The sequence below is a fragment of the Staphylococcus sp. FSL W8-0304 genome (genome assembly GCF_038006565.1).
Lineage (GTDB): Bacteria > Bacillota > Bacilli > Staphylococcales > Staphylococcaceae > Staphylococcus > Staphylococcus epidermidis.
The window spans coordinates 1492243-1519113 of the sequence record NZ_JBBOVL010000001.1 but is presented as its reverse complement, the minus strand read 5'-3'; the positions used below and the strand labels follow the sequence as shown (position 1 = coordinate 1519113).

The 26871-nt window shown below is 31.8% G+C and carries 19 protein-coding genes and 1 pseudogene; 14 read left to right on the top strand and 6 right to left on the bottom strand.

Features of this window, described 5'->3' with window-relative positions; all coding sequences use genetic code 11:
* Positions 1–106 precede the first annotated feature (106 nt).
* The 3 genes from NST35_RS07080 to menI all read left to right on the top strand — a co-directional run bounded on the left by NST35_RS07080 (position 107) and on the right by menI (position 5463).
* Positions 107–1747, top strand: a complete 1641-nt coding sequence (locus NST35_RS07080) for a BCCT family transporter (protein ID WP_001831122.1) — start codon at positions 107–109, stop codon at positions 1745–1747.
* 420 nt (positions 1748–2167) lie between these two features.
* On the top strand, positions 2168–4873 hold the full coding sequence (gene acnA / locus NST35_RS07075) for an aconitate hydratase AcnA (RefSeq protein WP_340747285.1): 2706 nt from the start codon (positions 2168–2170) through the stop codon (positions 4871–4873).
* A gap of 122 nt (positions 4874–4995) precedes the next feature.
* Positions 4996–5463 carry a 1,4-dihydroxy-2-naphthoyl-CoA hydrolase MenI gene (gene menI / locus NST35_RS07070; RefSeq protein WP_001831194.1) on the top strand — a complete coding sequence of 156 codons (468 nt, stop codon included), beginning with the start codon at positions 4996–4998 and terminating at the stop codon, positions 5461–5463.
* Between the two features lie 50 nt (positions 5464–5513).
* Here menI and NST35_RS07065 read toward each other — a convergent pair whose 3' ends face one another.
* A complete protein-coding gene (locus tag NST35_RS07065; RefSeq protein ID WP_001831009.1) occupies positions 5514–5810 on the bottom strand; it encodes a HesB/YadR/YfhF family protein in 297 nt (98 codons plus the stop codon).
* Between the two features lie 243 nt (positions 5811–6053).
* Positions 6054–6662: a glycerol-3-phosphate 1-O-acyltransferase PlsY gene (plsY, locus tag NST35_RS07060; protein ID WP_002439653.1), complete on the bottom strand. Its 609-nt coding sequence runs from the start codon at positions 6660–6662 to the stop codon at positions 6054–6056.
* A gap of 209 nt (positions 6663–6871) precedes the next feature.
* Here plsY and parE point away from each other — a divergent pair, with 209 nt between their 5' ends.
* The 6 genes from parE (at position 6872) to mprF (ending at position 18116) form a co-directional block, all read left to right on the top strand.
* Positions 6872–8866, top strand: coding sequence for a DNA topoisomerase IV subunit B (gene parE, locus NST35_RS07055; RefSeq protein ID WP_002456533.1), 1995 nt, complete (start codon positions 6872–6874; stop codon positions 8864–8866).
* Positions 8863–11265, top strand: coding sequence for a DNA topoisomerase IV subunit A (gene parC, locus NST35_RS07050; RefSeq protein WP_002439655.1), 2403 nt, complete (start codon positions 8863–8865; stop codon positions 11263–11265). Before parE ends, parC begins: the two co-directional genes overlap by 4 nt.
* Before the next feature lie 211 nt (positions 11266–11476).
* Positions 11477–12934, top strand: coding sequence for an alanine/glycine:cation symporter family protein (locus tag NST35_RS07045; protein WP_001831046.1), 1458 nt, complete (start codon positions 11477–11479; stop codon positions 12932–12934).
* A 194-nt stretch (positions 12935–13128) separates the two neighbouring features.
* Positions 13129–13977, top strand: a complete 849-nt coding sequence (gene glcT / locus NST35_RS07040; RefSeq protein WP_002456203.1) for a glucose PTS transporter transcription antiterminator GlcT — start codon at positions 13129–13131, stop codon at positions 13975–13977.
* A 145-nt stretch (positions 13978–14122) separates the two neighbouring features.
* Positions 14123–15340, top strand: a complete 1218-nt coding sequence (locus NST35_RS07035) for an AI-2E family transporter (RefSeq protein ID WP_002446374.1) — start codon at positions 14123–14125, stop codon at positions 15338–15340.
* Positions 15341–15593: 253 nt separating this feature from the next.
* The gene (gene mprF, locus NST35_RS07030; RefSeq protein ID WP_002456532.1) at positions 15594–18116 is read left to right on the top strand and encodes a bifunctional lysylphosphatidylglycerol flippase/synthetase MprF; all 2523 of its coding nucleotides are present in this window, start codon (positions 15594–15596) and stop codon (positions 18114–18116) included.
* A 193-nt stretch (positions 18117–18309) separates the two neighbouring features.
* Here mprF and msrA read toward each other — a convergent pair whose 3' ends face one another.
* Positions 18310–18825 (bottom strand): peptide-methionine (S)-S-oxide reductase MsrA, encoded by a 516-nt coding sequence (msrA, locus tag NST35_RS07025; RefSeq protein WP_002456531.1) that lies wholly within the window; start codon positions 18823–18825, stop codon positions 18310–18312.
* A 135-nt stretch (positions 18826–18960) separates the two neighbouring features.
* Between msrA and NST35_RS07020 the strand changes: the two genes are divergently transcribed.
* A complete protein-coding gene (locus NST35_RS07020; RefSeq protein WP_001831067.1) occupies positions 18961–19950 on the top strand; it encodes an LCP family protein in 990 nt (329 codons plus the stop codon).
* A gap of 298 nt (positions 19951–20248) precedes the next feature.
* Here NST35_RS07020 and NST35_RS07015 read toward each other — a convergent pair.
* Positions 20249–20436: pseudogene (locus NST35_RS07015) on the bottom strand (hypothetical protein).
* Positions 20437–20490: 54 nt separating this feature from the next.
* Positions 20491–20676 carry a 2-hydroxymuconate tautomerase gene (locus NST35_RS07010; protein ID WP_001831035.1) on the bottom strand — a complete coding sequence of 62 codons (186 nt, stop codon included), beginning with the start codon at positions 20674–20676 and terminating at the stop codon, positions 20491–20493.
* 143 nt (positions 20677–20819) lie between these two features.
* Here NST35_RS07010 and NST35_RS07005 point away from each other — a divergent pair, with 143 nt between their 5' ends.
* A complete protein-coding gene (locus NST35_RS07005; protein ID WP_001831129.1) occupies positions 20820–22082 on the top strand; it encodes a Y-family DNA polymerase in 1263 nt (420 codons plus the stop codon).
* A 71-nt stretch (positions 22083–22153) separates the two neighbouring features.
* Here NST35_RS07005 and NST35_RS07000 read toward each other — a convergent pair whose 3' ends face one another.
* Positions 22154–23242, bottom strand: coding sequence for a prephenate dehydrogenase (locus tag NST35_RS07000; protein WP_001831297.1), 1089 nt, complete (start codon positions 23240–23242; stop codon positions 22154–22156).
* Positions 23243–23900: 658 nt separating this feature from the next.
* Between NST35_RS07000 and NST35_RS06995 the strand changes: the two genes are divergently transcribed.
* From NST35_RS06995 to trpD, 3 genes are read left to right on the top strand one after another with little or no spacing between them, the layout of a single operon-like run.
* Positions 23901–25307: an anthranilate synthase component I gene (locus tag NST35_RS06995; RefSeq protein WP_001831072.1), complete on the top strand. Its 1407-nt coding sequence runs from the start codon at positions 23901–23903 to the stop codon at positions 25305–25307.
* On the top strand, positions 25304–25870 hold the full coding sequence (locus tag NST35_RS06990; RefSeq protein WP_002500285.1) for an anthranilate synthase component II: 567 nt from the start codon (positions 25304–25306) through the stop codon (positions 25868–25870). Before NST35_RS06995 ends, NST35_RS06990 begins: the two co-directional genes overlap by 4 nt.
* Before the next feature lie 2 nt (positions 25871–25872).
* Positions 25873–26868, top strand: a complete 996-nt coding sequence (gene trpD / locus NST35_RS06985; protein ID WP_001830976.1) for an anthranilate phosphoribosyltransferase — start codon at positions 25873–25875, stop codon at positions 26866–26868.
* Positions 26869–26871 lie beyond the last annotated feature (3 nt).

Genomic DNA, 26871 nt, shown 5'->3' with positions numbered 1-26871 from the left:
ATCTATTAAAGTGTATTGGTAAAGTTAAAAATTTTAAAATAAAATTTAATTTTTTGATTTTACTGCCTTGAAAAATTAAATATTCGAATGAAGGGAGTAATTAATTATGAATTCTTCTTCACAAGAGAAGAAAAATAAAAAGTTTTCTTCGGTTTTCATCTATAGTTCAATTATTGCAGCTATAGTAGTGATTATCGGTGCTGTTTGGCCTGAGAAATTCGATAGCGTTACTAATACGGCTAAGATGTGGATTACTAATAATTTGGGTTGGTATTACCTTATTTTAACAACAGTAATTGTATTCTTCTGTGTTTTCTTGATTTTCAGTCCAATTGGGAAACTTAAATTAGGTAAACCTAATGACAAACCAGAATTTAATACAATTTCTTGGTTCGCAATGCTATTCAGTGCTGGTATGGGTATTGGTTTAGTATTCTATGGTGCAGCTGAACCTATGGCACATTTTGCTGCTCCACCAACAGCTGATCCTGAAACGACAAAGGCCTACACTGAGTCTTTAAGATCTACATTTTTCCATTGGGGATTCCATGCTTGGGCAATTTATGGCGTGGTAGCTTTAGCACTTGCTTATTCTCAATTCCGTAAAGGTGAACCTGGATTAATTTCTAGAACCTTACGTCCATTATTGGGAGATAAAGTTGAAGGACCAATAGGTACTCTTATTGATGTACTTTCTGTTTTTGCTACATTAGTTGGTGTAGCTGTGTCTCTAGGTATGGGCGCACTTCAAATTAATGGTGGCTTGCATTATTTATTTGGTGTGCCGAACAACACTTTTGTTCAAGGTATTATTATTGTTGTCGTAACAATTTTATTTATTGCTAGTGCTTGGTCAGGTTTAAGCAAGGGAATTCAATATTTAAGTAATTTAAATATAGGTCTTGGTACGATATTAATGATTGTAACCTTAATTGTTGGACCAACTGTTTTAATCTTAAATATGATGACAAGTTCTACGGGTAGCTTATTAAATTCATTCTTATTTAACAGTTTTGATACTGCTGCGTTAAACGGTCAAAAGCGTGATTGGATGTCAACTTGGACATTATACTATTGGGGTTGGTGGCTAAGTTGGAGTCCATTCGTTGGTGTATTCATCGCACGTGTATCTAAAGGACGTTCTATAAGAGAATTTATTTCAGGTGTTTTATTAGTACCGGCACTTGTTAGCTTTATATGGTTCAGTGTTTTCGGCGTATTAGGCATTGAAGCTGGTAAAAAAGATTCGGGTCTCTTTAAAATGTCACCTGAAACACAGTTATTTGGTGTATTCAACCATATTCCGTTAGGTATTGTTTTATCTATCATTGCATTATTGCTTATCGCTTCTTTCTTTGTTACTTCAGCTGACTCAGCAACATTCGTATTAGGTATGCAAACTACATTTGGATCATTAAATCCAAGTAGTCTAGTTAAAGTAACCTGGGGAGTTGCGCAAGCACTTATTGCCTTTGTACTATTATTAGCTGGTGGAGGAGATGGCTCTAAAGCCTTGAATGCTATTCAAAGTGCTGCCATTATAAGTGCCTTCCCATTCTCATTCGTCGTCATAATGATGATGATAAGTTTCTACAAAGATGCAAATAAGGAACGTAAATTCCTTGGATTAACACTTACGCCAAATAAACATCGCTTACAAGAATATGTTAAATATCAACAAGAAGATTATGAAACAGATATTCTTGAAAAAAGAGAAGTTAGAAGAAATAAAGAAAAAGAAGAATAGTGTGTAATTGCTTTATTAACCTGAGACAAACAAAATTGTCTCAGGTTTTTTTAATAAAAATCATTAATGTCTCACAACTAAAATTTTATTATCATATCTGCAGATAGATACAGTATCAAATTGATATCATTTCATTTTTGAGTGCATACGCTTATAAGTTTTAGTCATTCAATATGTATGAAGAAACCGAATAGTAGTTTGAGATTTAAAATGATGTTCATTATTGATAACCATTCTCAATTAATAACATTTTCTTATTGCACAAATATTTTAAGATAAGTTTTTCTTATATAAACTGATTACAAAAGCGAAATGAAAATAAAGCGTTTTCTAACGGTACATAGTTGTTTTGATAAACATATAATAATACAATTTAATTAACGGCATATAAATATATATAAATATCAAGGGGGATATAAAATGGCTTCTAATATTAAAGAACAAGCAAAGAAACAATTCGAATTAAATGGCCAATCATATACTTACTATGACTTACAAACATTAGAAGAAAAAGGGCTAGCTAAAATTTCTAAATTACCATACTCAATTCGCGTATTGTTAGAATCTGTGTTACGACAAGAGGATGATTTTGTTATAACAGATGATCATATCAAAGCATTAAGTAAATTCGGAAATGCAGGTAACGAAGGTGAAGTTCCATTCAAACCTTCTAGAGTTATTTTACAAGACTTTACAGGTGTGCCAGCAGTAGTAGATTTGGCTTCTTTACGTAAAGCTATGAATGATGTTGGTGGGGATATTAATAAAATCAACCCAGAAGTACCTGTGGATTTAGTTATCGACCATTCAGTTCAAGTTGATAGTTACGCTAATCCAGAAGCATTAGAACGTAATATGAAATTAGAATTTGAACGTAACTATGAACGTTATCAATTTTTAAACTGGGCAACAAAAGCTTTTGATAACTATAATGCAGTACCTCCTGCTACAGGTATTGTCCATCAAGTAAACTTAGAGTATTTAGCAAATGTAGTACATGTAAGAGATGTTGATGGTGAAAAAACAGCATTTCCTGACACTTTAGTAGGTACTGATTCACATACTACAATGATTAATGGTATTGGTGTTCTAGGTTGGGGCGTTGGTGGTATCGAAGCCGAAGCAGGTATGTTAGGACAACCATCATATTTCCCAATTCCTGAAGTTATCGGAGTGCGTTTAACTCACTCTTTACCACAAGGCTCAACAGCTACGGATTTAGCTTTACGTGTGACTGAAGAATTACGTAAAAAAGGTGTAGTTGGAAAATTTGTTGAATTCTTCGGTCCAGGTGTTCAACATTTACCATTAGCAGACAGAGCTACAATTGCTAACATGGCTCCAGAATATGGTGCAACGTGTGGTTTCTTCCCAGTAGATGAAGAATCATTGAAATATATGAAACTTACAGGCCGTGACGAAGAACATATTGAATTGGTTAAAGAATATTTACAACAAAACCATATGTTCTTTGATGTAGAAAAAGAGGATCCTGAATATACAGATGTTATTGATTTAGACTTATCTACAGTAGAGGCATCACTTTCTGGTCCAAAGCGTCCACAAGACTTAATTTTCTTAAGTGATATGAAAAAAGAATTTGAAAAATCAGTAACTGCTCCTGCTGGTAATCAAGGACATGGACTTGATCAAAGTGAATTTGATAAAAAAGCAGAAATTAATTTTAATGATGGATCTAAAGCAACAATGAAAACAGGAGATATAGCAATTGCTGCTATTACCTCATGTACTAACACTTCTAATCCATATGTTATGTTAGGTGCTGGTTTAGTTGCTAAAAAAGCTGTAGAAAAAGGATTGAAAGTACCAGAGTTTGTTAAGACGTCACTTGCTCCAGGTTCAAAAGTTGTTACAGGATATTTAAGAGATTCTGGATTACAACAGTATTTAGATGATTTAGGTTTCAATCTTGTTGGTTATGGTTGTACTACATGTATTGGTAACTCAGGGCCACTATTACCTGAAATTGAAAAGGCAGTTGCGGATGAAGATTTATTAGTAACTTCAGTTTTATCAGGTAATCGTAATTTTGAGGGGCGAATCCATCCATTAGTGAAAGCAAACTATTTAGCCTCACCACAACTTGTTGTAGCTTATGCGCTTGCTGGTACAGTAGATATTGATTTACAAAATGAACCAATTGGTAAAGGTAAAGATGGTAAAGATGTATATTTACAAGACATTTGGCCTTCAATACAAGAAGTTTCTGATACTGTAGATAAAGTTGTTACACCTGAACTATTCTTAGAAGAATATAAAAATGTATATCATAACAATGAAATGTGGAATGAAATAGATGTAACCGATGAACCATTATATGATTTCGATCCTAATTCAACATATATTCAAAATCCAACATTTTTCCAAGGATTATCTAAAGAGCCGGGTAAAATTGAACCACTTAAAAGTTTGAGAGTTATGGGTAAATTTGGTGATTCTGTTACAACAGACCATATTTCTCCAGCAGGTGCTATCGGTAAAGATACACCAGCAGGAAAATACTTATTAGATCATGATGTTGCAATTCGCAACTTTAACTCTTATGGTTCCCGTCGCGGTAACCACGAAGTTATGGTACGTGGTACATTTGCCAATATTCGTATCAAAAACCAACTTGCTCCAGGTACTGAAGGCGGATTTACAACATATTGGCCTACCGGAGAAATAATGCCTATATATGATGCAGCAATGAAATATAAAGAAGATGAAACTGGCTTAGTTGTCTTAGCTGGTAATGACTATGGAATGGGATCTTCTCGTGACTGGGCTGCAAAAGGTACCAATTTATTAGGAGTTAAAACTGTCATTGCACAAAGCTATGAACGTATTCATCGCTCTAACTTAGTTATGATGGGTGTACTACCGCTTCAATTCCAACAAGGAGAATCTGCAGAAGCACTGGGTCTTGATGGAAAAGAAGAAATATCTGTAGATATTAATGAAGATGTACAGCCACATGATTTTGTAAATGTGACTGCAAAAAAAGAAAATGGTGAAATCATTAATTTCAAAGCTATTGTACGTTTTGATTCACTAGTAGAATTAGATTATTATCGTCATGGTGGTATTTTACAAATGGTACTAAGAAATAAACTTGCGCAGTAATTTAATATGATTTTGACTCACTATTGAGTACAAGCAGTCATGCTAACTATTGTGTTGGCATGACTGCTTTATGTTATCCTTAATTGAAAGAATAAGTTAAAGTTGAAAGAAGGATTATTCCAATGATATACAGTTTGACTGAAATTGAAGCAAGATATCAAGAAACCGATAAAATGGGGGTTATCTATCACGGTAACTACGCAACATGGTTTGAAGTTGCGAGAACAGACTATATAAGAAAGCTTGGCTTCAGTTATGCCTCTATGGAAGAACAAGGTGTTATTTCACCAGTTGTAGATTTAAAAGTGCAATATAAAAAATCAATTTACTATCCTGAAAAGGTGACAGTAAAAACATGGGTGGAAAAATATTCTAGATTACGTTCAACTTATTGTTATGAGGTTTATAATGAAAATGGAGAGTTAGCTACTACTGGTTCAACAGAACTTATCTGTATTAAAGCAGATACATTTAAACCCATACGCTTGGATAGATATTTTCCTGAGTGGCATGAGACTTATAGTAAAGTTAACCAGTTAAATAAAGAAGGTAAAGATGCTGAGGTTACGTTTGGCATTAATCATTTATAAAAAGAAGCGAAGTAGTTTTTATCGCTTCTTTTTTTATATGTATAATTATATTAATTTCGTTTGTAGATGATCTCATCTTCATGATCGATTGCATCTACAGTTAGTTTTTCATCTTGAAAATACCATAAATCTTTTTCCGCAATAACGACATTTATTTCATAGAATGTTTGTTCAAAACCTATATCAATAGCATCTTTATTTTCTACGGTGAACGCTGGACTAAATCCTTGTTTTAATTGGAATTCTCCTCCATATTTTACATAAAATTGAAGAACTTTATTGCTTATAGGTAAATCCAATTCGTTTTTAAACCATTCTACTGCCTTTTGAGTTAATTTTATATTCATAGTGTTATCACCTTACTTTTTTAAATTTTTATTTATCTAAATTTTAAAGGCATGATAGCATAATACATTGGATATGCTCTTTTATTGTAATCGAGTAAATATAAATTCATGGAAAATAATGAATCTTTTCAAAATTTTAAGTCTTTATTTTATTTTGGCAATTAAGTTATTAATCGCTAATATATTAATAATGCCTGGAACATTGATTTGAAGTCCCAGGCTCTAAGCAATTAGAAATTTGAGTTACATCCATTTAATTTTAGGTTCTTCTCCTTTAAAAATTCTAACTATATTAGATTTGTGTCGAATTATTAATATGATTGAAACAATTCCGCTAACAGCAAGTAAAATATAATCATGAATGATGATTGAACCAATCACACAACTAATTGCTGCAATGATACTTGATAAAGAAACATATTTAAAGATTTTTAATACACTAAAAAAGATAATTGCCAAGATAAGAAGTAAAATAGGATTGACACCTAATACAACTCCTGCACTGGTAGCTACTGCTTTTCCGCCATTAAATTTCAGATATATTGGATACACGTGACCGAGTATTGCAAACAATCCTACTATTAAACCATTTGTAAAGAAGGTGCTTATAACACCATCCGCATGAACTGGGAACCATAGTGGAAAAAAGACTGTAATAAATCCCTTGAAAATATCTAAAAACGTAACTATAAATCCAGCTGGTCTTCCAAGAACACGAAAACTGTTAGTTGCTCCAGTATTTCCACTACCGTATTGTCTTATATCTTTTTTAAAAAATAATTTACCAATAATTAACCCGCTTGGGAATGCACCAATCAGATAACTCAAGATTAACATGACGATGATCATCATAAAAACTTACACATCCTTTAGAAACTTAGCTTCATTCTACCACACTCAATATTAATTAGAACATTGTTAATTTAATTTAATTCAATAAAGTTACTCAAACAACTTAGTAATTTAAATGACACTTGCAATTTAGGTGAATTTATATAAGAATAACTATTGTATAGTTTTAATAACGAACGTACGTTTGTAGGAGGGCGAAATCATTGGCAATGAATAAACAAAATAATTATTCAGATGATTCAATTCAGGTACTTGAAGGACTAGAAGCAGTTAGGAAGAGACCTGGTATGTACATTGGATCAACTGATAAACGAGGATTACATCATCTTGTATATGAAGTTGTCGATAACTCCGTCGATGAAGTATTAAATGGTTATGGTGATGCGATTACAGTAACAATTAATCAGGATGGTAGTATTTCTATAGAAGATAATGGTCGAGGTATGCCAACAGGTATACATGCGTCTGGCAAACCTACTGCAGAAGTTATATTTACTGTTTTACATGCTGGAGGTAAATTTGGACAAGGAGGTTATAAAACATCTGGAGGTCTCCATGGGGTGGGTGCTTCTGTAGTAAATGCCCTTAGTGAATGGCTTGAAGTTGAAATTCATAGAGATGGTAATATCTACACACAAAATTTCAAAAATGGTGGTATTCCAGCGACAGGTTTAGTAAAAACTGGAAAAACAAAAAAAACTGGTACTAAAGTTACATTTAAACCAGACTCAGAAATATTTAAGTCAACGACGACTTTTAATTTTGATATTTTAAGTGAGCGTTTACAAGAATCTGCATTTTTACTTAAAGATTTAAAAATTACACTTACTGATTTACGTAGTGGAAAAGAACGAGAAGAAATTTACCATTACGAAGAAGGAATTAAAGAATTTGTTAGTTATGTCAATGAAGGTAAAGAAGTATTACATGATGTTACTACATTTGCAGGGCATTCCAATGGAATAGAGGTAGACGTAGCATTCCAATATAATGATCAGTACTCTGAGAGCATATTAAGTTTTGTAAATAATGTTCGTACAAAGGACGGAGGTACTCATGAAGTTGGTTTCAAAACGGCGATGACTCGTGTTTTTAATGAATATGCACGTCGTATAAACGAACTGAAAGATAAAGATAAAAATTTAGACGGTAATGATATACGCGAAGGTTTAACAGCGATAATTTCAGTACGTATACCAGAAGAACTTCTTCAATTTGAAGGGCAAACGAAATCAAAACTTGGCACTTCAGAAGCAAGGAGTGCTGTAGACTCTGTTGTTTCAGAAAAATTACCATATTACTTAGAAGAAAAGGGCCAATTATCTAAATCATTAGTTAAAAAAGCAATTAAAGCTCAACAAGCACGCGAGGCTGCTCGTAAAGCTAGAGAAGATGCACGCTCCGGAAAGAAAAATAAACGTAAAGATACATTGTTATCAGGTAAGTTAACTCCTGCGCAAAGTAAAAATACTGATAAAAACGAGTTATATCTAGTTGAGGGTGATTCAGCGGGAGGTTCTGCAAAATTGGGACGCGACCGTAAATTCCAAGCTATTTTACCTCTTCGTGGAAAGGTTATTAATACAGAAAAGGCACGTTTAGAGGATATTTTTAAAAATGAAGAAATTAATACGATTATTCATACTATTGGTGCTGGTGTTGGTACTGACTTTAAAATTGAGGATAGTAATTACAACAGAATTATTATCATGACAGATGCTGATACGGATGGTGCACATATTCAAGTATTATTGCTTACATTTTTCTTTAAATATATGAAACCACTTGTTCAAGCTGGACGTGTCTTTATTGCGTTACCGCCTTTATACAAATTAGAAAAAGGCAAAGGTAAGAATAAAAAAGTTGAGTACGCTTGGACTGATGAAGAATTAGAAAATTTACAAAAGCAATTAGGAAAAGGTTTCATATTACAGCGTTATAAAGGTCTTGGTGAAATGAATCCAGAACAATTATGGGAAACTACCATGAATCCAGAAACTCGGACATTAATTAGAGTTCAAGTTGAAGATGAAGTTCGTTCATCAAAACGTGTCACTACTTTGATGGGGGATAAGGTTGCCCCACGAAGAGAGTGGATTGAAAAACACGTTGAATTTGGTATGCAAGAAGATCAAAGCATTTTGGATAATAAAGAAGTCCAAATACTAGAGAATGAAAAATATATTGAGGAGGAAACGAATTGAGTGAGATAATTCAAGATTTGTCACTTGAAGATGTTATTGGTGACCGATTTGGACGTTATAGTAAATATATCATTCAAGAACGTGCATTACCTGATGTACGTGATGGTTTAAAACCAGTACAACGACGTATACTATTCGCAATGTATTCAAGTGGGAATACGTATGATAAAAATTTCCGTAAAAGTGCGAAAACTGTCGGTGATGTAATAGGTCAATATCATCCTCATGGAGACTCTTCAGTATATGATGCTATGGTGCGCTTAAGTCAAGATTGGAAGTTACGTCATGTTCTAATTGAAATGCATGGTAATAATGGTAGTATCGATAACGATCCTCCAGCTGCTATGCGTTACACAGAAGCTAAACTTAGTCAATTATCAGAAGAACTATTAAGGGATATTAATAAGGAAACAGTATCATTTATTCCAAACTATGATGACACAACTTTGGAACCAATGGTATTACCAGCGAGATTTCCTAATTTATTAATTAATGGATCTACGGGGATTTCTTCAGGATATGCTACTGATATCCCGCCGCATAACCTCGCCGAAGTAATACAAGGCACATTGAAGTATATCGATCAACCTGATATTACAATTAATCAACTGATGAAATATATCAAAGGGCCTGACTTTCCTACAGGTGGTATCATTCAAGGAATAGAAGGTATAAAAAAAGCGTATGAGACCGGTAAAGGAAAGGTTGTCGTGCGTTCACGAGTAGATGAAGAGCCTTTAAGAAGTGGACGTAAACAATTAATTGTGACTGAAATTCCGTATGAAGTGAATAAAAGTAGTTTAGTTAAAAGAATTGACGAATTACGTGCCGATAAAAAGGTTGATGGTATTGTAGAAGTTCGAGATGAGACTGATAGAACTGGATTACGAATTGCAATCGAATTAAAAAAAGATGCTAATAGCGAATCAATCAAAAACTATTTATATAAGAATTCGGATTTACAAATTTCATATAATTTTAATATGGTTGCTATTAGTGAAGGTCGCCCTAAGTTGATGGGATTACGTGAAATTATAGAAAGTTATTTAAATCATCAAATTGAAGTGGTTACAAATAGAACGCGTTATGACTTAGAGCAAGCTGAAAAACGTATGCATATTGTGGAAGGATTAATGAAAGCTTTATCTATACTTGATGAAGTTATTGCATTGATACGTAATTCTAAAAATAAAAAAGATGCTAAAGATAATTTAGTTGCAGAGTATGACTTTACTGAAGCTCAAGCAGAAGCTATTGTCATGTTACAGCTGTATAGATTAACAAATACTGACATTGAAGCTTTGAAAAAAGAACATGAAGAGTTAGAAGCTTTAATAAAAGAATTAAGAAATATCTTAGATAATCATGAGGCACTTTTAGCAGTAATTAAAGATGAACTAAATGAAATTAAAAAGAAATTTAAAGTGGATCGACTATCTACAATCGAAGCTGAAATTTCCGAAATCAAAATTGATAAAGAAGTTATGGTGCCTAGTGAAGAAGTGATTTTAAGTTTGACGCAACATGGCTATATAAAACGTACATCTACACGTAGTTTTAACGCAAGTGGTGTGACTGAAATCGGTTTGAAGGACGGCGACCGTTTATTAAAACATGAAAGCGTGAATACTCAAGATACTGTTCTTGTATTTACAAATAAAGGTAGATATTTGTTTATACCTGTTCATAAATTAGCCGATATCCGTTGGAAAGAGCTTGGTCAACACATATCACAAATTGTGCCAATAGATGAAGATGAAGAAGTGGTAAATGTATACAACGAAAAAGATTTTAAAAATGAAGCCTTTTATATTATGGCTACAAAAAACGGCATGATTAAGAAAAGTAGTGCTTCACAATTTAAAACTACTCGGTTTAATAAACCACTCATAAATATGAAGGTTAAAGACAAAGATGAACTTATTAATGTCGTTCGATTAGAGTCTGATCAGTTAATTACTGTTCTAACCCATAAAGGCATGTCATTAACTTATTCAACTAATGAATTATCGGATACAGGCTTAAGAGCAGCTGGTGTTAAATCAATTAATCTTAAAGATGAAGACTATGTTGTTATGACAGAAGATGTGAACGACTCAGATTCCATAATAATGGTTACACAACGTGGTGCTATGAAGCGTATTGATTTTAATGTTCTTCAAGAAGCTAAACGCGCACAACGTGGAATTACTTTACTAAAAGAATTAAAGAAAAAACCGCATCGAATTGTGGCAGGTGCAGTAGTTAAAGAAAATCACACGAAATATATTGTATTCTCTCAACATCATGAAGAATATGGTAATATCGATGATGTACACTTATCTGAACAATATACTAATGGATCATTTATTATTGATACTGATGATTTTGGAGAAGTAGAAAGTATGATTCTAGAGTAAAAGTATATGCAATCACAAAATAAAATGATAAAATAAAAATTAATAATAGCAACTAAAATGAGCACAAGGGATTTATGTCTAATTTGAACTATCAAAGTGATAATATACATTTATTGTTAATATGAATGTTTAATCTTTGTTAATGAAATTAAAGCATAAATCTCTTGGTGTATTTAAAACGATAAATTTAAGTGGATGAGAGGGATTCGTTTTGCAAGATTTTGATAACTTAATTCCTGGCTGGTTTAAAACATTTGTTCAAGTCGGGAATGACTTAATTTGGTCTCAATATCTTATTGGATTATTATTAACAGCAGGTTTTTTCTTTACAATTAGTTCTAAATTTATTCAACTCAGAATGTTACCAGAGATGTTTAGAGCATTAACTGAAAAGCCAGAAACTTTAAGTAGTGGTGAGAAGGGTATTTCACCATTTCAAGCTTTTGCGATTAGTGCTGGGTCAAGAGTAGGAACTGGAAATATTGCCGGTGTTGCAACTGCTATTGTTCTTGGTGGCCCCGGTGCAGTCTTCTGGATGTGGATTATTGCTTTTATTGGTGCAGCTAGTGCATTTATGGAAGCAACGCTTGCTCAAGTTTATAAGGTACATGACAAAGAAGGTGGATTCCGTGGCGGACCAGCCTATTACATAACAAAAGGGCTAAACCAAAAATGGCTTGGAATTGTATTTGCTGTTTTAATTACAGTTACATTTGCTTTTGTATTTAATACTGTTCAAGCGAATACAATTGCTGAATCATTAAATACACAATACAATATTAGCCCGGTAATTACTGGAATAGTACTTGCAGTTATTACAGGTATTATCATCTTTGGTGGTGTTCGTAGCATAGCTACACTATCTTCACTTATTGTGCCTATTATGGCTATTGTTTATATAGGTATGGTTTTAATCATTTTATTACTCAATATAGATCAAATTGTACCTATGATTGGCACTATTATTAAAAGTGCATTCGGAGTTCAGCAGGTTACTGGTGGTGCTGTAGGAGCTGCTATTCTTCAAGGTATTAAACGTGGTTTATTCTCAAACGAAGCTGGTATGGGATCTGCACCTAATGCTGCTGCTACATCTGCTGTGCCCCATCCCGTTAAACAAGGTTTAATTCAATCATTAGGTGTATTCTTTGACACTATGCTTGTTTGTACAGCTACAGCAATTATGATTTTATTATATTCTGGTTTGCAATTTGGTGATAGCGCGCCTCAAGGTGTAGCAGTTACGCAATCAGCGTTGAACGAACATTTAGGTTCAGCAGGAGGTATTTTCTTAACTGTAGCAGTTACCTTATTTGCATTTTCATCTGTTGTAGGTAACTATTACTATGGACAATCCAATATTGAATTTTTATCTAACAATAAGATGATATTATTTATTTTTAGATGTTTTGTAGTACTTTTAGTATTTGTAGGTGCTGTTGCTAAAACAGAAACAGTTTGGAGTACTGCCGATTTATTTATGGGTCTTATGGCAATAGTAAATATCATATCAATTATAGGTTTGTCGAATATTGCGTTTGCAGTGATGAAAGATTATCAAAGACAGCGTAAAGAAGGTAAGAGACCTGTGTTTAAACCCGAAAACTTAGAAATAAATTTATTTGGCATTGAGACTTGGGGACAACATGCAAAAATGCCAAAAAAATAGTGAATAAATCAATAAAATAACGGCTTGATACATATCCCTTGATGTATCAAGCCGCTTTATTTTTGGCAAGATTTAAAGTATTGATGTCATTGATTCAATCTCTATATAACAGTAAAAAATTTCAAAATAGATTCCTTTTCAATTTAGGTATTAAGCATTATAATTTTAATAATGATATTAGAAAGGTGATTATGATGAGCAAGTATGTAATAACGAAAACACTCAATAACAATGTCATCATATGCACAAAAAATCATCAAGAGGTTGTTTTAATTGGTAAAGGTATTGGTTTTAATAAAAAGGTTGGTATGACAGTTCAAGAGAATGCTTCAATAGAAAAAATTTATAAATTAGAACAACAAGAGCAACAAGAACACTACAAAACACTTTTGGAGCTCGGAGAAGATCATGTTGTTCAAGCGGTGATAGAATCAGTTAATATTATCAATGAATCTGGTCTAATTACAGATGATAAAAATTTGGTTGTTGCACTTACAGATCACATCATTTATGCCTATAAAAGACTTAAGCAACATCAAATGATTACAAATCCATTTGTGATTGAAACAAAACATCTCTATAGTAATGCATACAATGTTGCTCGAAAGGTAATCGATAAATTAAATAAAACCTTAGACGTACATTTTCCAGAAGATGAAATTGGATTCATCGCATTACATATTGCATCCAACTCTGAAAAATTATCAATTCACGATATTTCAGTAATAAACAAGTTAATCAATAAGAGTATTACAATTATTGAAACTGATTTACAACATTCAATTGATAAACAAACAATACAATATCAGCGTTTTATAAGACACATACAATTTTTAATATATCGATTAACTAAAGGTGAGTATTTAGAAGCACAGGAGAATTTTATATCGATGATAAAAACTATGTATCCTCGTAGTTTTAATACGGCTTATAAAATATTAAAAATGATTCAACGTGAGTTTAGTGTGTATGTATACGAAGCGGAAATAGTTTATTTAACATTACATATCAATCATTTTGAAGTTCAAATTAGTAGTGAATAAATCTTAAAATATTCTTTTAATAAGAAAAGTGACTTTAATGATTAGAGTATTGTTATTTGTGGTAAGATAAATATTGTGTTTTTAAGCTTATTTTTACAATAAATTAAAAAGTAAATAGATGTATTTTTAAGGCGTGGTGAATTTAATGAAAAATGAAAAAGAAATAAATGGAAAAAAAAGCCATTTTTTTAGTTTGTCAGAGTCTAGATTTATGAGGTTTTTAGGCGGAAATGACCTTATTTATGCTTTAATTGCATTGGTTCTTTTAGGTATTGTCATTTTTATCTTTGATAAAATTTCATATGTCTTTCAACCATTTATTATTGTATTTAATACAATAGCAGCACCTATTATTGTTTCATTAGTGCTATTTTATTTATTCAATCCTATTGTAAATATGATGGAGAGATATCGTATTCCAAGATTATTAGGTATAACAATTATTTATGTTGCAATTGTTGGTATTATTACATTAATAGTTAATTTACTTATTCCAATTATTGGATCACAGATAGAAAGTTTTATCAAAAATACACCTAATTATTTACATAAAATTACGCGTTCACTTGATAAACTTAATAATAATACCATTTTATCTGGTTACATGGGACAAGTGAACGAATGGTTAGAATCTGCTCAGAAAAAGATACCATCTATGGTTTCAGATTACTCAGACGGATTTGGATCTAAACTCGCAACTTTTGCTGAGGCAGTCGCAAATATCGGTATTGTTATTGGGACTACACCTTTTGTGTTATTCTTTATGTTAAAAGATGGTCATAAATTTAAAGATTATACTACAAAAATTATGCCACCTAAATTTAGAAAAGATTTTCATGACTTGTTAGAAAAGATGAGTGTACAAGTTGGTTCATACATTCAAGGTCAAATTATTGTGTCATTTTGTATTGGATTATTACTATTTATTGGCTATTCAATTATTGGTCTTAAGTACGCCTTAGTTTTAGCAAGTATTGCTGCAGTAACTAGTGTGGTTCCTTATTTAGGACCGACAATAGCAATATCACCTGCGATTGTTATCGCGATTATTACTTCACCTTTAATGTTATTAAAGTTAGCTGTTGTATGGACGCTTGTCCAATTCTTTGAAGGCCACTTTATCTCTCCTAACGTTATGGGGAAAACATTGAAAATTCATCCTTTAACAATTATTTTCATTTTATTATGTGCAGGAAATTTAATGGGCATTGTTGGTGTGATTATTGGTATTCCTCTATACGCTGTACTTAAGGTATTGGTTTCACACATATTTATGTTATTTAAACGAAGATACAATCGCTACTATGGAAATGATGCTGGTGAGTACACTATCACTGAAGAAGAAAAAGGAATTAAACAATAATATATATAATTTTAGACTGGAACAACAAAACAACAATGTTCCAGTCTTTTTTATTTTTAAATCACATACATTTGCAATCATGATATGCTTAGTAATCATATGATAAATGATTTTATTCAAATTAATCTCGCGGATGATGTGAAAATTGTATTACAATAATGTAAGGTTCATCTTGCTTATTGATATTCTATATGACATAGCTTTATGATATATTTTGATATATATCATATTGAATTAGAATCGAAGTGAAAACATGACACAAGAATTAAAAAGTAAATTACTTTCTTTTTTTAAATTTATTTTCGCCACTGCTTTATTTATCTTTGTAATTTTTACACTCTATAGAGAATTATCACATATCAATTTTAAAGAGACATTCATACAGTTCGGCAAAATTAATAGATTATGGCTCGTACTACTATTTGCTGGTGGGGGACTGTCACTCATCTTATTATCACTGTACGATATTATTTTAGTAAAGGCTCTTAAACTTAAAATGCCGTTGATTAGAGTCTTTAGAGTGAGTTATATTATCAACGCCCTTAATTCTATAATTGGTTTTGGAGGGTTTATAGGTGCAGGCGTAAGAGCTTTTGTGTATAAAAATTATACTAATGACACGAAAAAACTTGTACAATATATTTCTATTATTTTAGTATCTATGCTTACGGGATTAAGTTTATTATCCATCTTAGTTGTCCTGCGTATATTTAATGCTTCTCACATGATTGATGAAATTTCGTGGGTACGTTGGATTTTATATATTGTTGCATTATTTTTACCAATTTTTATTTTTTATACCGTCGCACGACCTGTAGATAGAAATAATCGTTATATGGGTGTGTATTGTACAGTTGTATCATGTGTTGAGTGGATGGCAGCAGCTACTGTATTATATTTTGCTGCATTGATTGTCGATATACATATCTCATTTATGACTTTTGTAGGTATATTTGTTATTGCAGCTTTATCTGGTTTAGTTAGTTTTATTCCAGGTGGTTTTGGCGCGTTTGATTTAGTCGTGTTACTAGGACTGAAATCACTTGGTATTTCTGAAGAAAAGATACTTCTAGCATTAGTTTTATATCGATTTGCTTATTATTTTGTGCCAGTGATGATTGCGCTTATACTATCTTCATTTGAATTTGGAAATACTGCTAAAAAATATCTCGACAATTCGAAGTACTTTATACCTGTAAAAGACTTCACTTCATTTTTGAGGTCTTATCAGAAAGATATTTTAGCTAAAGTGCCTTCATTTTCGTTAGCGATTTTAATATTTTTAACTAGTATTATTTTCTTTATTAACAATTTAACTATTGTCTATGATGGATTGTATGATGGAAATCATTTTGCCTATTATATTGCTTTAGCTATACAAACGAGTGCTTGTTTGTTACTTATTTTAAATGTAAGAGGTATTTATAAAGGCAGTCGTCGTGCAATAATTTATGCCTTTATTTCTATTATTTTAATTGCTAGTGCGACTATATATACTTATGCGTCATTTTTATTATTGTCATGGCTCATTATCATATTTGTGTTACTGATTTTAGCTTATCAACGTGCGCAAGTACTTAAACGACCATTACGCTTTAAAAAGTTGGCGTTTATGCTACTTCTTAGTATCTTTATTCTTTATTTAAATCATATTTTAATATCAGGAACTTTATATGCATTAGATGTTTATCATATTGAGATTGATACGTCTTTATTACGATATTACTTTTGGATGACCATTGTTATTATTATGCTACTCGTTGGCGTTATTGCTTGGCTTTTTGACTATAAGTATAAACGCCCTCATCATAGCATTGATTTAACACTTTGCGATGCAATTATTCAAAAATACGGTGGTAATTATTTAAGTCACCTTGTTTATAGTGGTGACAAAGATTGTTTCTTTAATGAAAATAAAGATTCTTTTATTATGTATCGATATAAGTCCAATGCCCTTGTCGTTTTGGGTGATCCAATTGGCAATACTAAATCATTCGAGTCATTATTAGAAGCATTTTATCAGTTTGCAGAGTATCAAGGTTATGAGATTATTTTTTATCAAATAAGTGATCAATATATGCCTTTATATCATAATTTTGGGAATCAATTCTTCAAATTAGGTGAAGAAGCTATTATTGATTTAACAACGTTTACAACATCTGGTAAAAAGCGACGTGGTTTCAGAGCGACGCTCAATAAATTTGATGATTTAAATATCAATTTTGAAATTATTGAACCACCATTTACTCAAGATTTCTTTGATGAACTTAAATTTGTGAGTGATAAATGGTTGGATGGAAGAAGTGAAATGCATTTTTCTGTAGGTCAATTTACTCAAACTTATTTATCGAAAGCACCTATTGGAGTAATGAGAGATCATTCTGGCAAGATGATTGCATTTTGTAGTTTGATGCCTACTTATTCTAATAATGCAATATCTGTTGATTTAATTAGATGGTTGCCTGAATTGGATTTACCTTTAATGGATGGATTATATCTTCATATGTTGTTATGGAGTAAAGAAAAGGGGTATAAAGCATTTAATATGGGAATGGCGACACTCTCGAATGTAGGTCAATTGCATTATTCTTATTTAAGAGAGAGAATGGCAGGACGTGTATTTGAACATTTCAATGGTTTATATCGTTTTCAAGGATTAAGACGTTATAAAGAAAAATATAGCCCCAATTGGGAACCTAGATTTTTAGTTTATCAAAAGCATTATTCTCTGTGGGAGAGTATGCTTAAAGTGATGAGAGTCATACGCCATAAATAATGAATATTTTAAACATTTATCTCTAAATATCCATAAATATAGCCTGGAACATCAATTGTTGTTCCAGGCATTTTTAATGTAAGGTAGTTGTTGACTTAATTGAAAAAATATTTTTATCAAAATTCTTCATTCATATTTTTTATTCTCAAGATGGAATGATATATTCAAAATGAATCATGGTCCAATCTATTATTTACATATGATTATCTTTGACATAATTAGCACGATCTTGTTGTTCTTGTTCATAACGTTCAGGGTTCTTTTTGTAGAAATCTTGATGGTATACTTCCGCTTCATAAAAAGTTGATGCCGGTAAAATTTTTGTTGCAATTGCTTTATCAGCGTTAAAACTATCTTGGAGTTCACATATATATTGTTCTGCTAACTGTCTTTGATGTTCATTTGAATAGAAAATAGCAGTCTTATATTGAGAACCTCTATCTTGAAATTGACCACCATCATCCAAAGGATCGATAACTGAAAAGAAAATTTCTAATAATTTATGATATGAAAATAGAGCAACATCATACTCAATTTTAACCACTTCATAATGCCCAGTAGATCCAGTTTTTACTTCTTCATAAGAAGGATTAACTAAGTGTCCTCCCATATATCCCGACGTGACTTTTTCGATACCATCGAATGTATCAAAAGGTTTAGTCATACACCAAAAACAGCCACCAGCAAAGTATGCAGTATTGATATTCATTTATGCCATCCTCTCATTGGACCTTAGTACCATTTATTAAAAAACTCTTGCAATTTGAATACTTTTTCTATAACGTTAATACATATTAATTATAGTATATAGATATGTAATTTTGAAGGTATAAGGTAGGTAAATATGACTGAACAGAAGGATATTAAAGAAACAGAGTATCGACGACAGAAAGGAACAACTTCGACACCTTCTAGGCGAAGAAATAAAAAAAGAATGCGGAAGTTACCTTTTATCATTTTAGTCATCCTTATTATTTTAATTTCTATCATTGTGTATATTACCCATCAGTATAACAGTGGTATGAAGTATGCTAAAGAACATGCTAAGGATGTTAAGGTGCATAAATTTAATGGGAATATGAAAAATGATGGGAAGATTTCAGTTCTTGTCCTTGGCGCGGATAAGGCTCAAGGTGGTAAATCACGTACTGACTCGATTATGATTGTTCAATATGATTACGTACATAAAAAAATGAAAATGATGTCTGTCATGAGAGATATTTATGCTGATATTCCTGGTTATGATAAATATAAAATTAATGCCGCATATTCACTTGGAGGCCCGGAATTGTTAAGAAAAACACTTAACAAAAATTTAGGTGTTAATCCTGAGTATTACGCTGTAGTAGATTTTACTGGATTTGAAAAAATGATAGATGAACTACAGCCTAATGGTGTCCCAATTGATGTGGAAAAAGACATGTCTGAAAATATAGGTGTGTCTTTGAAAAAAGGACATCATAAGTTAAATGGTAAAGAATTACTTGGTTATGCTAGATTCCGTCATGATCCGGAAGGCGATTTTGGTCGTGTGAGAAGACAACAACAAGTGATGCAAACATTAAAGCAAGAGTTAGTTAATTTCAATACAGTTGCGAAACTACCAAAAGTTGCTGGTATTTTAAGAGGTTATGTTAATACAAATATGCCTAACTCTGCGATTTTTCAAACAGGTATAAGTTTTGGAATTCGTGGAGATAAAGATGTGCAATCTTTGACAGTCCCTATTAAAGGAAGCTATCAAGATATTAATACAAATAATGATGGTAGTGCGCTTCAAATAGACTCTGAGAAAAATAAGCAAGCAATCAAAAATTTCTTTGAAGATAATTAAAAAATGAATCCCTGAAGAGGCTGGGACAAAAAGGTTCAAGATAAGTAAAAAAGACAATTTCTATTGAAAAAATATAGAAATTGTCTTTTTTATAATTTTTTTGATTATTTTCAGCTCGTTGAGCTGTTACTTTTCTTATATTAAGCCACGATGATGTCTGAATTCATCAAATTCAGTATCGGGAATTGTTTCTACAATATCATTTACATGTCGTGAAATATCATTTGTGGGGATAAGAACTGAAGTTTCCATAGAGTATGTTAAGTCAAGTTATATTCTTTATACATAAGGCACCTCGTTAATTTAGTTTATTGATATTTATTAAATTATACGAAAGGGCTTTATTTTTATAAAGTATTTTGGCGAGACTCTTGAGGGAACAGGACAAGCTGAAGACTACAGGCTGAAGCTGTCCCCTAAGAAAGCGAGCCAACAATACGAAGTATTGTAAATAAATAGCCAGTAAATGAATTTATGAAAACTCATTTACTGGCTATTATGCTAGGGAATTATGTCCCAGCCTCTTCAGGGATTTTATGTTTACTGATCAGATTTTCTTACGCCACCGACAGCATAATGATCTTTTCTCATTTCTTCAATGACCACGTGAATCGCTTCTTTATTTGCACCTGTAGTTTTTTCTACAGCATGAGTGACTTCTGTAACTAAATCCTTAAGTTGTTCATCAGAACGGCCTTCTAATAATTTCACATTAATGATTGGCATAATCAACATTCTCCTTTGCTATATAACGTTGGCTCTTTTAGTATAGCATGAAAATGAGAAGAATGAATAAGAACAAATGTTCTTATAAATATTGAAATAGAACATGTGTTCTTATATAATGTTTTTGTAAGGGAGGATCAGTTATGTATGATTACAATTTATTAGAAGATAGGGATGTACTCTGCATAGACCAAAAAAGTTTTTTTGCGAGTGTATCATGTATGGAAAAAGGATTGGACCCATTAACAACTAAACTAGCAGTTGTAGCAGATACGAAAAGGCAAGGTTCGGTCGTTCTAGCAGCAACTCCAAAGTTAAAAGAATTAGGTATTAAAACGGGATCAAGACTTTTTGAGATACCACATCGTAATGACATTTATATTATTAATCCAAGTATGAGAAAGTATTTAAATGTATCTGTTGCAATTTCAAAGATTGCACTGCGGTACGTTCCACCTGAAGATTTACATCAGTATAGTATTGATGAATTTTTCATGGATGTAACGGATAGTTACCATAGATTTAATTCAACAGTTTTTGCTTTTTGTAAAAGATTTCAAAATGAAATATTAGAAGAAACAGGTATTCACTGTACCATTGGAATAGGCTCGAATATGCTATTGAGCAAGGTTGCAATGGATATTGAAGCTAAGCATTCGGAAAACGGTATAGCTGAATGGCGTTATCAAGATGTACCTGAAAAATTATGGCCAATTCAACCACTTAGAGATTTTTGGGGGATTAATAAGCGTACAGAAAAGAAATTGAATAAAAGAGGAATATTTACAATAGGAGATTTAGCAAAGTATCCATATCATTATTTAAAAAGAGATTTTGGAGTTTTAGGTATAGATATGCATCTACATGCAAACGGTATTGATCAAAGTAAAGTAAGAGAAAAATATAAAGTAACAAATCCTTCAATATGTAAAAGTCAGATTCTAATGCGAGATTATCAATTTGAAGAATCCAAAGTTGTCATGCAAGAATTGATAGAAGATGTAGCAAGTCGTTTAAGAGCAGAAAAGAAGCTTGCTCGAACAATTCATTTTTCTTTCGGTTATGCTGAAGGTGGTGGCATACATAAGCAATATACTTTGGAGGATCCTACAAATTTAGAAAGAGATATATTCAAAGTCATTAATTATTTTGCAAATCGTCTGTGTGACAAAAAAGCATTGTATAGAACGTTAAGTGTATCGTTAACTCAGTTTATTAAAGAAAGCGATCGACAACTCAACTTATTCATTGATGAATATGAACGTAAGAAAGATGTAAAACTTGCTAAAACCATTGATCACTTACATTTAAAATATGGAAAAGGAATTGTGTCAAAAGCGACTTCATACACCGAAGCTGGTACAAAGCATGGTCGATTAGGACTAATGGCTGGTCATAAAATGTAGATATACAAAGAGAGTCCCCCTCGTCGTGCAACATATAGAAGCGAAAAGATAACGACTTGAAGGGGATTTATTTAATAATAAGTATCAAAATTTGCGAGGGCTTTTATAGCATTCTCTCGATCTTCGGGACTTTTAAAACTGATTTGTAAAGCTCCATAAATATCTTCCCGTACTTCTAAAATCTTTAAGTTTATAATAGAAATATTATGTGAACTTATGATGTTTGTAATTTGACTTATCATACCCGGCTTATCAGGGATATCAACATAAAGATCATACGCAGTAGATATTGCACCGTGTTGTTTAACAGGAAGTTGATCACGATAATCTTTAGCTTTAACGAAGAAATCGTAAATACTATTACTATTTTGTTCTCGTATCAAATTTTCAATACCAGTAATTTGTTCTTTAATCTCGTTAAGTAAAGATAAAATATGATTTTGATTATTTAAAGTGATATCCTTCCACATCTGAGCATTACTACTTGCTATACGAGTTATATCTCTAAAGCCACCGGCTGCTAATTTTTCGATTAAAGAATGGTCTTTGACATGATTAGCACTTAGATGAACTAAAATTGAAGCGATGATATGTGGAACATGACTCACTATACCGGTTACGAAATCATGTTCATTTGCATGAGTAACGATAAATTTTGCTAACGTAGGTTTAAGTAATTTCTTTAAATATGTCGCGGCTTCATTATTTTCGATTTCATTAAATACAAGAATGTAATAAGCATTTTCAAATAAATGTTTTTTCGCGTTTAAAACACCAGATTTATGACTTCCTGCCATAGGATGACCACTAATTAAATGAATATCATGTTTTAATAATTCTTTTTCGAATGATTGTATAGTAAGTTTGGTACTACCTGTGTCTGTTACAATCAAATGAGTTTTTGTATTGTAATTTGTAAGTTCAGATAGATATTTAATTGTTTGCTCAACAGGAGTTGCAAAGATGATTATATCCGCTATCTCAACAGCAGTAGCATAATCATTAACTTTTTGATCAATAATACCTATAGAAAGGGCTTCATCAAGTTGTGTGTAGTCCGAATCGTATGCAAGAATATTGAAATTACTGTAATGATATTTTAAATTACTCGCCAAGCTACCGCCAATAAGGCCTAACCCTACAAATAAAATATTTCGCATAGAGCGCCTCCTTGTTTCAGAATTTTCAGAATAACAATATTGTATATGAGTCATTTCAAGTATTCAATAACAAATATAACTTATGTATGATTTTAAGATATTAAATAAAGAAAGATTTATAGTTTGATTTCAGTACATTTTGTATAGGAAATAAAGATAAACACAACAAATTTTTCATTTTCATTTTAAGCTAGTTGACAAACTGGAGGAGGATAGGTATTATACTAAATAATTAGAAAAATCAGATAATTTGATTGATAGAGTAATCATTATATTTTGTAGCAAGCAGAAAGCTAATGGTAGATGTAAATTAGCACATGATAATAGATGAAATGGGCTTTCAAATTTTAACTTAATCATTAAAGTGAACATATATGTTAACTAAGGTGGCACCACGGTAACGCGTCCTTATAGAATGATAGCGTTATTGTGGTTTTTTTGAAGCAAAGTGAAGTAACTAAAGTTGAGGTAGCACCAGAAAGTTAGTGGTAGATGAGAACTAACACCGTCTTTAGTGAAATTGGGTTTTGTGGAACAACTTAACATAAATTGAACAAGTGAGCTATGAATATATTATATTCTGCTAATAAAGGTGGTACCGCGCGTCAGCGTCCTTATAACGAAGGAGGCTGATTTTTTTCGGAAAAGGAGGAAATCAATGGATATTGTATACAAAAAGGTGAATGCTCAAATTACGCCAGAAGCTTTAGCAAAATTAAAACAAAAAAAGATCATTTTTGAAAGTACAAATCAACAGAAACTTAAAGGTAGGTACTCGATAGTAGTATTCGATCATTATGGCAAAATTACATTAGATAATTCTCAACTTTTAATTAAGTTAGACAATCATTGTGAAATAGTTAAGAATCAACCGTATCAACGACTTAAGGAATTTGTAGATAAATATTATTTTGAAATCAAAGATAAATATTTAAAAGATTTACCTTTTATTTCGGGCTTTATAGGGACATGTAGCTTTGATTTAGTACGACATGAATTTAAAAAATTACAAGATATTAAATTAGAAGATCATCAAACTCATGATGTCCAATTTTATCTAGTGGAAGATGTATTTGTTTTTGATCATTATAAAGATGAATTATATATTATCGCAAGTAACTTATTTTCTGATAGAACAAAAGAGAGATTAAAGGAATCTATTGAACGTAAAATTGAAGATTTAAAAAACATACATTTTTCGGTTGAGGATATAAATTATAAATCCATCCCTCGACATATAACCACCAATATATCAGAGCAACAATTTGTTCAAACTATTAGAATTTTAAAAAAGAAAATTACTGAAGGAGATATGTTTCAAGTAGTTCCTTCAAGAATTTATAGTTATAAACACCATTTTCAACACAATTTACATCAATTAACTTTTCAGTTATATCAAAATTTAAAGCGACAAAATCCTAGTCCATATATGTATTATATTAATAAAGATGTACCGATTGTAATAGGAAGTTCTCCTGAAAGTTTTGTAAAGGTAAAAGATGGAAAAGTTTATACGAATCCTATAGCTGGAACAATTAAAAGAGGTCAAAATAAAAAAGAAGATGAAAATAATGAAAAGACATTAATGAAAGATGAAAAGGAATTGAGTGAACATCGTATGCTCGTAGATTTAGGAAGAAATGATATTCATCGAATAAGTAAAACAGGCACTTCACAAATTACCAAACTAATGACAATAGAACGTTATGAACATGTCATGCATATCGTTAGTGAAGTTATTGGAGAATTAAAACCCCATCTATCTCCTATGAGCGTCATCGCAAGTTTGCTACCAACGGGTACTGTCTCAGGTGCACCTAAACTTAGAGCTATACAGAGAATATACGAATCTTATCCTTATAAAAGAGGTATCTATAGCGGTGGTGTTGGGTATATCAACTGTAATCATCATTTAGATTTTGCATTGGCTATACGTACCATGATTATCGATGAGGAAAAAGTCAGTGTCGAGGCAGGATGTGGAGTAGTATATGATTCTATTCCAGAGAAAGAACTTGAAGAAACAAAACTTAAAGCTAAAAGTTTATTGGAGGTAACTCCATGATATTAATAATAGATAACTATGATTCTTTTACCTACAATCTTGTAGATATTGTAGAAAAACAATGTGAAACGATTGTTAAATATCCCGATGATACAGATATATGTAATCTGAAAGGTATTACAGCAGTTATTATTTCACCAGGACCTGGACATCCATTAGACAATCAATTATTAATTAAATTAATTGAAAATTTCGAAAATTTACCTATTTTAGGTGTTTGCTTAGGTGCACAAGCGCTCACTTGTTATTACGGTGGCGATGTTATACAAGGTAGTTGTGTCAAACATGGAAAAGTAGATACTTTAACTATTGTTAATCAGTCACCACTATACAAAGAAATTAAGTCAAGTTTCAAAGTTATGCGTTATCATTCATTAATTAGTGATCCATGCTCATTTCCAGAAAGTTTATTAATCACTGGCCAAACATATGATAGTATACAATCTTTCCAACACAAAAACAGAAAACATTATGGCATACAGTTTCATCCAGAGTCATTCGCTACAGAAAATGGGAAACAAATCATTATTAATTTTATAAATATAGCAACGAGAGGAAGTTGAAAATGACCCTTCTTGAGAAAATTAAACAAAATAAATCTTTATCTAAAAAAGATATGCAATCATTTATTGTTACACTGTTTGATTCAAATATAGAAACCAATGTAAAGGTTGAATTATTGAAAGCTTATACAAATAAAGACATGGGTCAATATGAGCTAACGTATTTAGTTGAATATTTTATCCAGACAAACTATCCAAACCAACCATTTTATAATAAAGCTATGTGTGTTTGTGGCACAGGTGGAGATCAATCAAATAGCTTTAATATTTCTACAACTGTAGCTTTTGTTGTAGCAAGTGCAGGAGTGCCAGTCATTAAACACGGTAATAAAAGTATTACTTCACATTCAGGAAGTACAGATGTATTACATGAAATGAATATAAAAACAAACAAAATGAACGAAGTAGAGCAACAATTAAATTTGAAAGGATTAGCATTCATAAGTGCAACTGATTCTTATCCAATGATGAAAAAGCTTCAATCAATTAGAAAATCGATTGCAACACCTACAATTTTTAACTTGATTGGACCATTAATTAATCCTTTCAAATTAACTTATCAAGTGATGGGGGTATATGAAGCTTCACAACTTGAAAATATAGCACAAACATTAAAGGATTTAGGTAGAAAACGAGCAATTTTAATTCATGGTGCAAATGGGATGGATGAGGCCACGCTTTCTGGTGAAAATATCATTTATGAAGTTAGCAGCGAAAGAGCATTAAAAAAATATAGTTTAAAAGCAGAAGAAGTCGGTTTAGCTTATGCAAATAATGACACGTTGATAGGTGGTTCACCTCAAACAAATAAACAAATTGCATTGAATATCCTAAGTGGCACGGATCACTCAAGTAAACGAGATGTAGTTTTGTTAAATGCTGGAATTGCTTTATATGTTGCTGAGCAAGTGGAAAGTATCAAACATGGCGTAGAGAGAGCGAAATATCTCATTGATACAGGTATGGCAATGAAACAATATTTAAAAATGGGAGGTTAAGTA

What these genes read in the sequence shown, in the direction of transcription:
- NST35_RS07080 (WP_001831122.1), top strand. Translation starts at nt 107, where the DNA reads ATGAATTCTTCTTCACAAGAGAAGAAAAATAAAAAGTTTTCTTCGGTT.
- NST35_RS07065 (WP_001831009.1), bottom strand. Translation starts at nt 5,810, where the DNA reads ATGAATATAAAATTAACTCAAAAGGCAGTAGAATGGTTTAAAAACGAA.
- NST35_RS07000 (WP_001831297.1), bottom strand. Translation starts at nt 23,242, where the DNA reads ATGCGAAATATTTTATTTGTAGGGTTAGGCCTTATTGGCGGTAGCTTG.
- menI (WP_001831194.1), top strand. Translation starts at nt 4,996, where the DNA reads ATGATATACAGTTTGACTGAAATTGAAGCAAGATATCAAGAAACCGAT.
- NST35_RS07005 (WP_001831129.1), top strand. Translation starts at nt 20,820, where the DNA reads ATGTATGATTACAATTTATTAGAAGATAGGGATGTACTCTGCATAGAC.
- NST35_RS07035 (WP_002446374.1), top strand. Translation starts at nt 14,123, where the DNA reads ATGAAAAATGAAAAAGAAATAAATGGAAAAAAAAGCCATTTTTTTAGT.
- mprF (WP_002456532.1), top strand. Translation starts at nt 15,594, where the DNA reads ATGACACAAGAATTAAAAAGTAAATTACTTTCTTTTTTTAAATTTATT.
- trpD (WP_001830976.1), top strand. Translation starts at nt 25,873, where the DNA reads ATGACCCTTCTTGAGAAAATTAAACAAAATAAATCTTTATCTAAAAAA.
- acnA (WP_340747285.1), top strand. Translation starts at nt 2,168, where the DNA reads ATGGCTTCTAATATTAAAGAACAAGCAAAGAAACAATTCGAATTAAAT.
- plsY (WP_002439653.1), bottom strand. Translation starts at nt 6,662, where the DNA reads ATGATGATCATCGTCATGTTAATCTTGAGTTATCTGATTGGTGCATTC.
- msrA (WP_002456531.1), bottom strand. Translation starts at nt 18,825, where the DNA reads ATGAATATCAATACTGCATACTTTGCTGGTGGCTGTTTTTGGTGTATG.
- NST35_RS06995 (WP_001831072.1), top strand. Translation starts at nt 23,901, where the DNA reads ATGGATATTGTATACAAAAAGGTGAATGCTCAAATTACGCCAGAAGCT.
- parE (WP_002456533.1), top strand. Translation starts at nt 6,872, where the DNA reads ATGAATAAACAAAATAATTATTCAGATGATTCAATTCAGGTACTTGAA.
- NST35_RS06990 (WP_002500285.1), top strand. Translation starts at nt 25,304, where the DNA reads ATGATATTAATAATAGATAACTATGATTCTTTTACCTACAATCTTGTA.
- NST35_RS07020 (WP_001831067.1), top strand. Translation starts at nt 18,961, where the DNA reads ATGACTGAACAGAAGGATATTAAAGAAACAGAGTATCGACGACAGAAA.
- NST35_RS07010 (WP_001831035.1), bottom strand. Translation starts at nt 20,676, where the DNA reads ATGCCAATCATTAATGTGAAATTATTAGAAGGCCGTTCTGATGAACAA.
- glcT (WP_002456203.1), top strand. Translation starts at nt 13,129, where the DNA reads ATGAGCAAGTATGTAATAACGAAAACACTCAATAACAATGTCATCATA.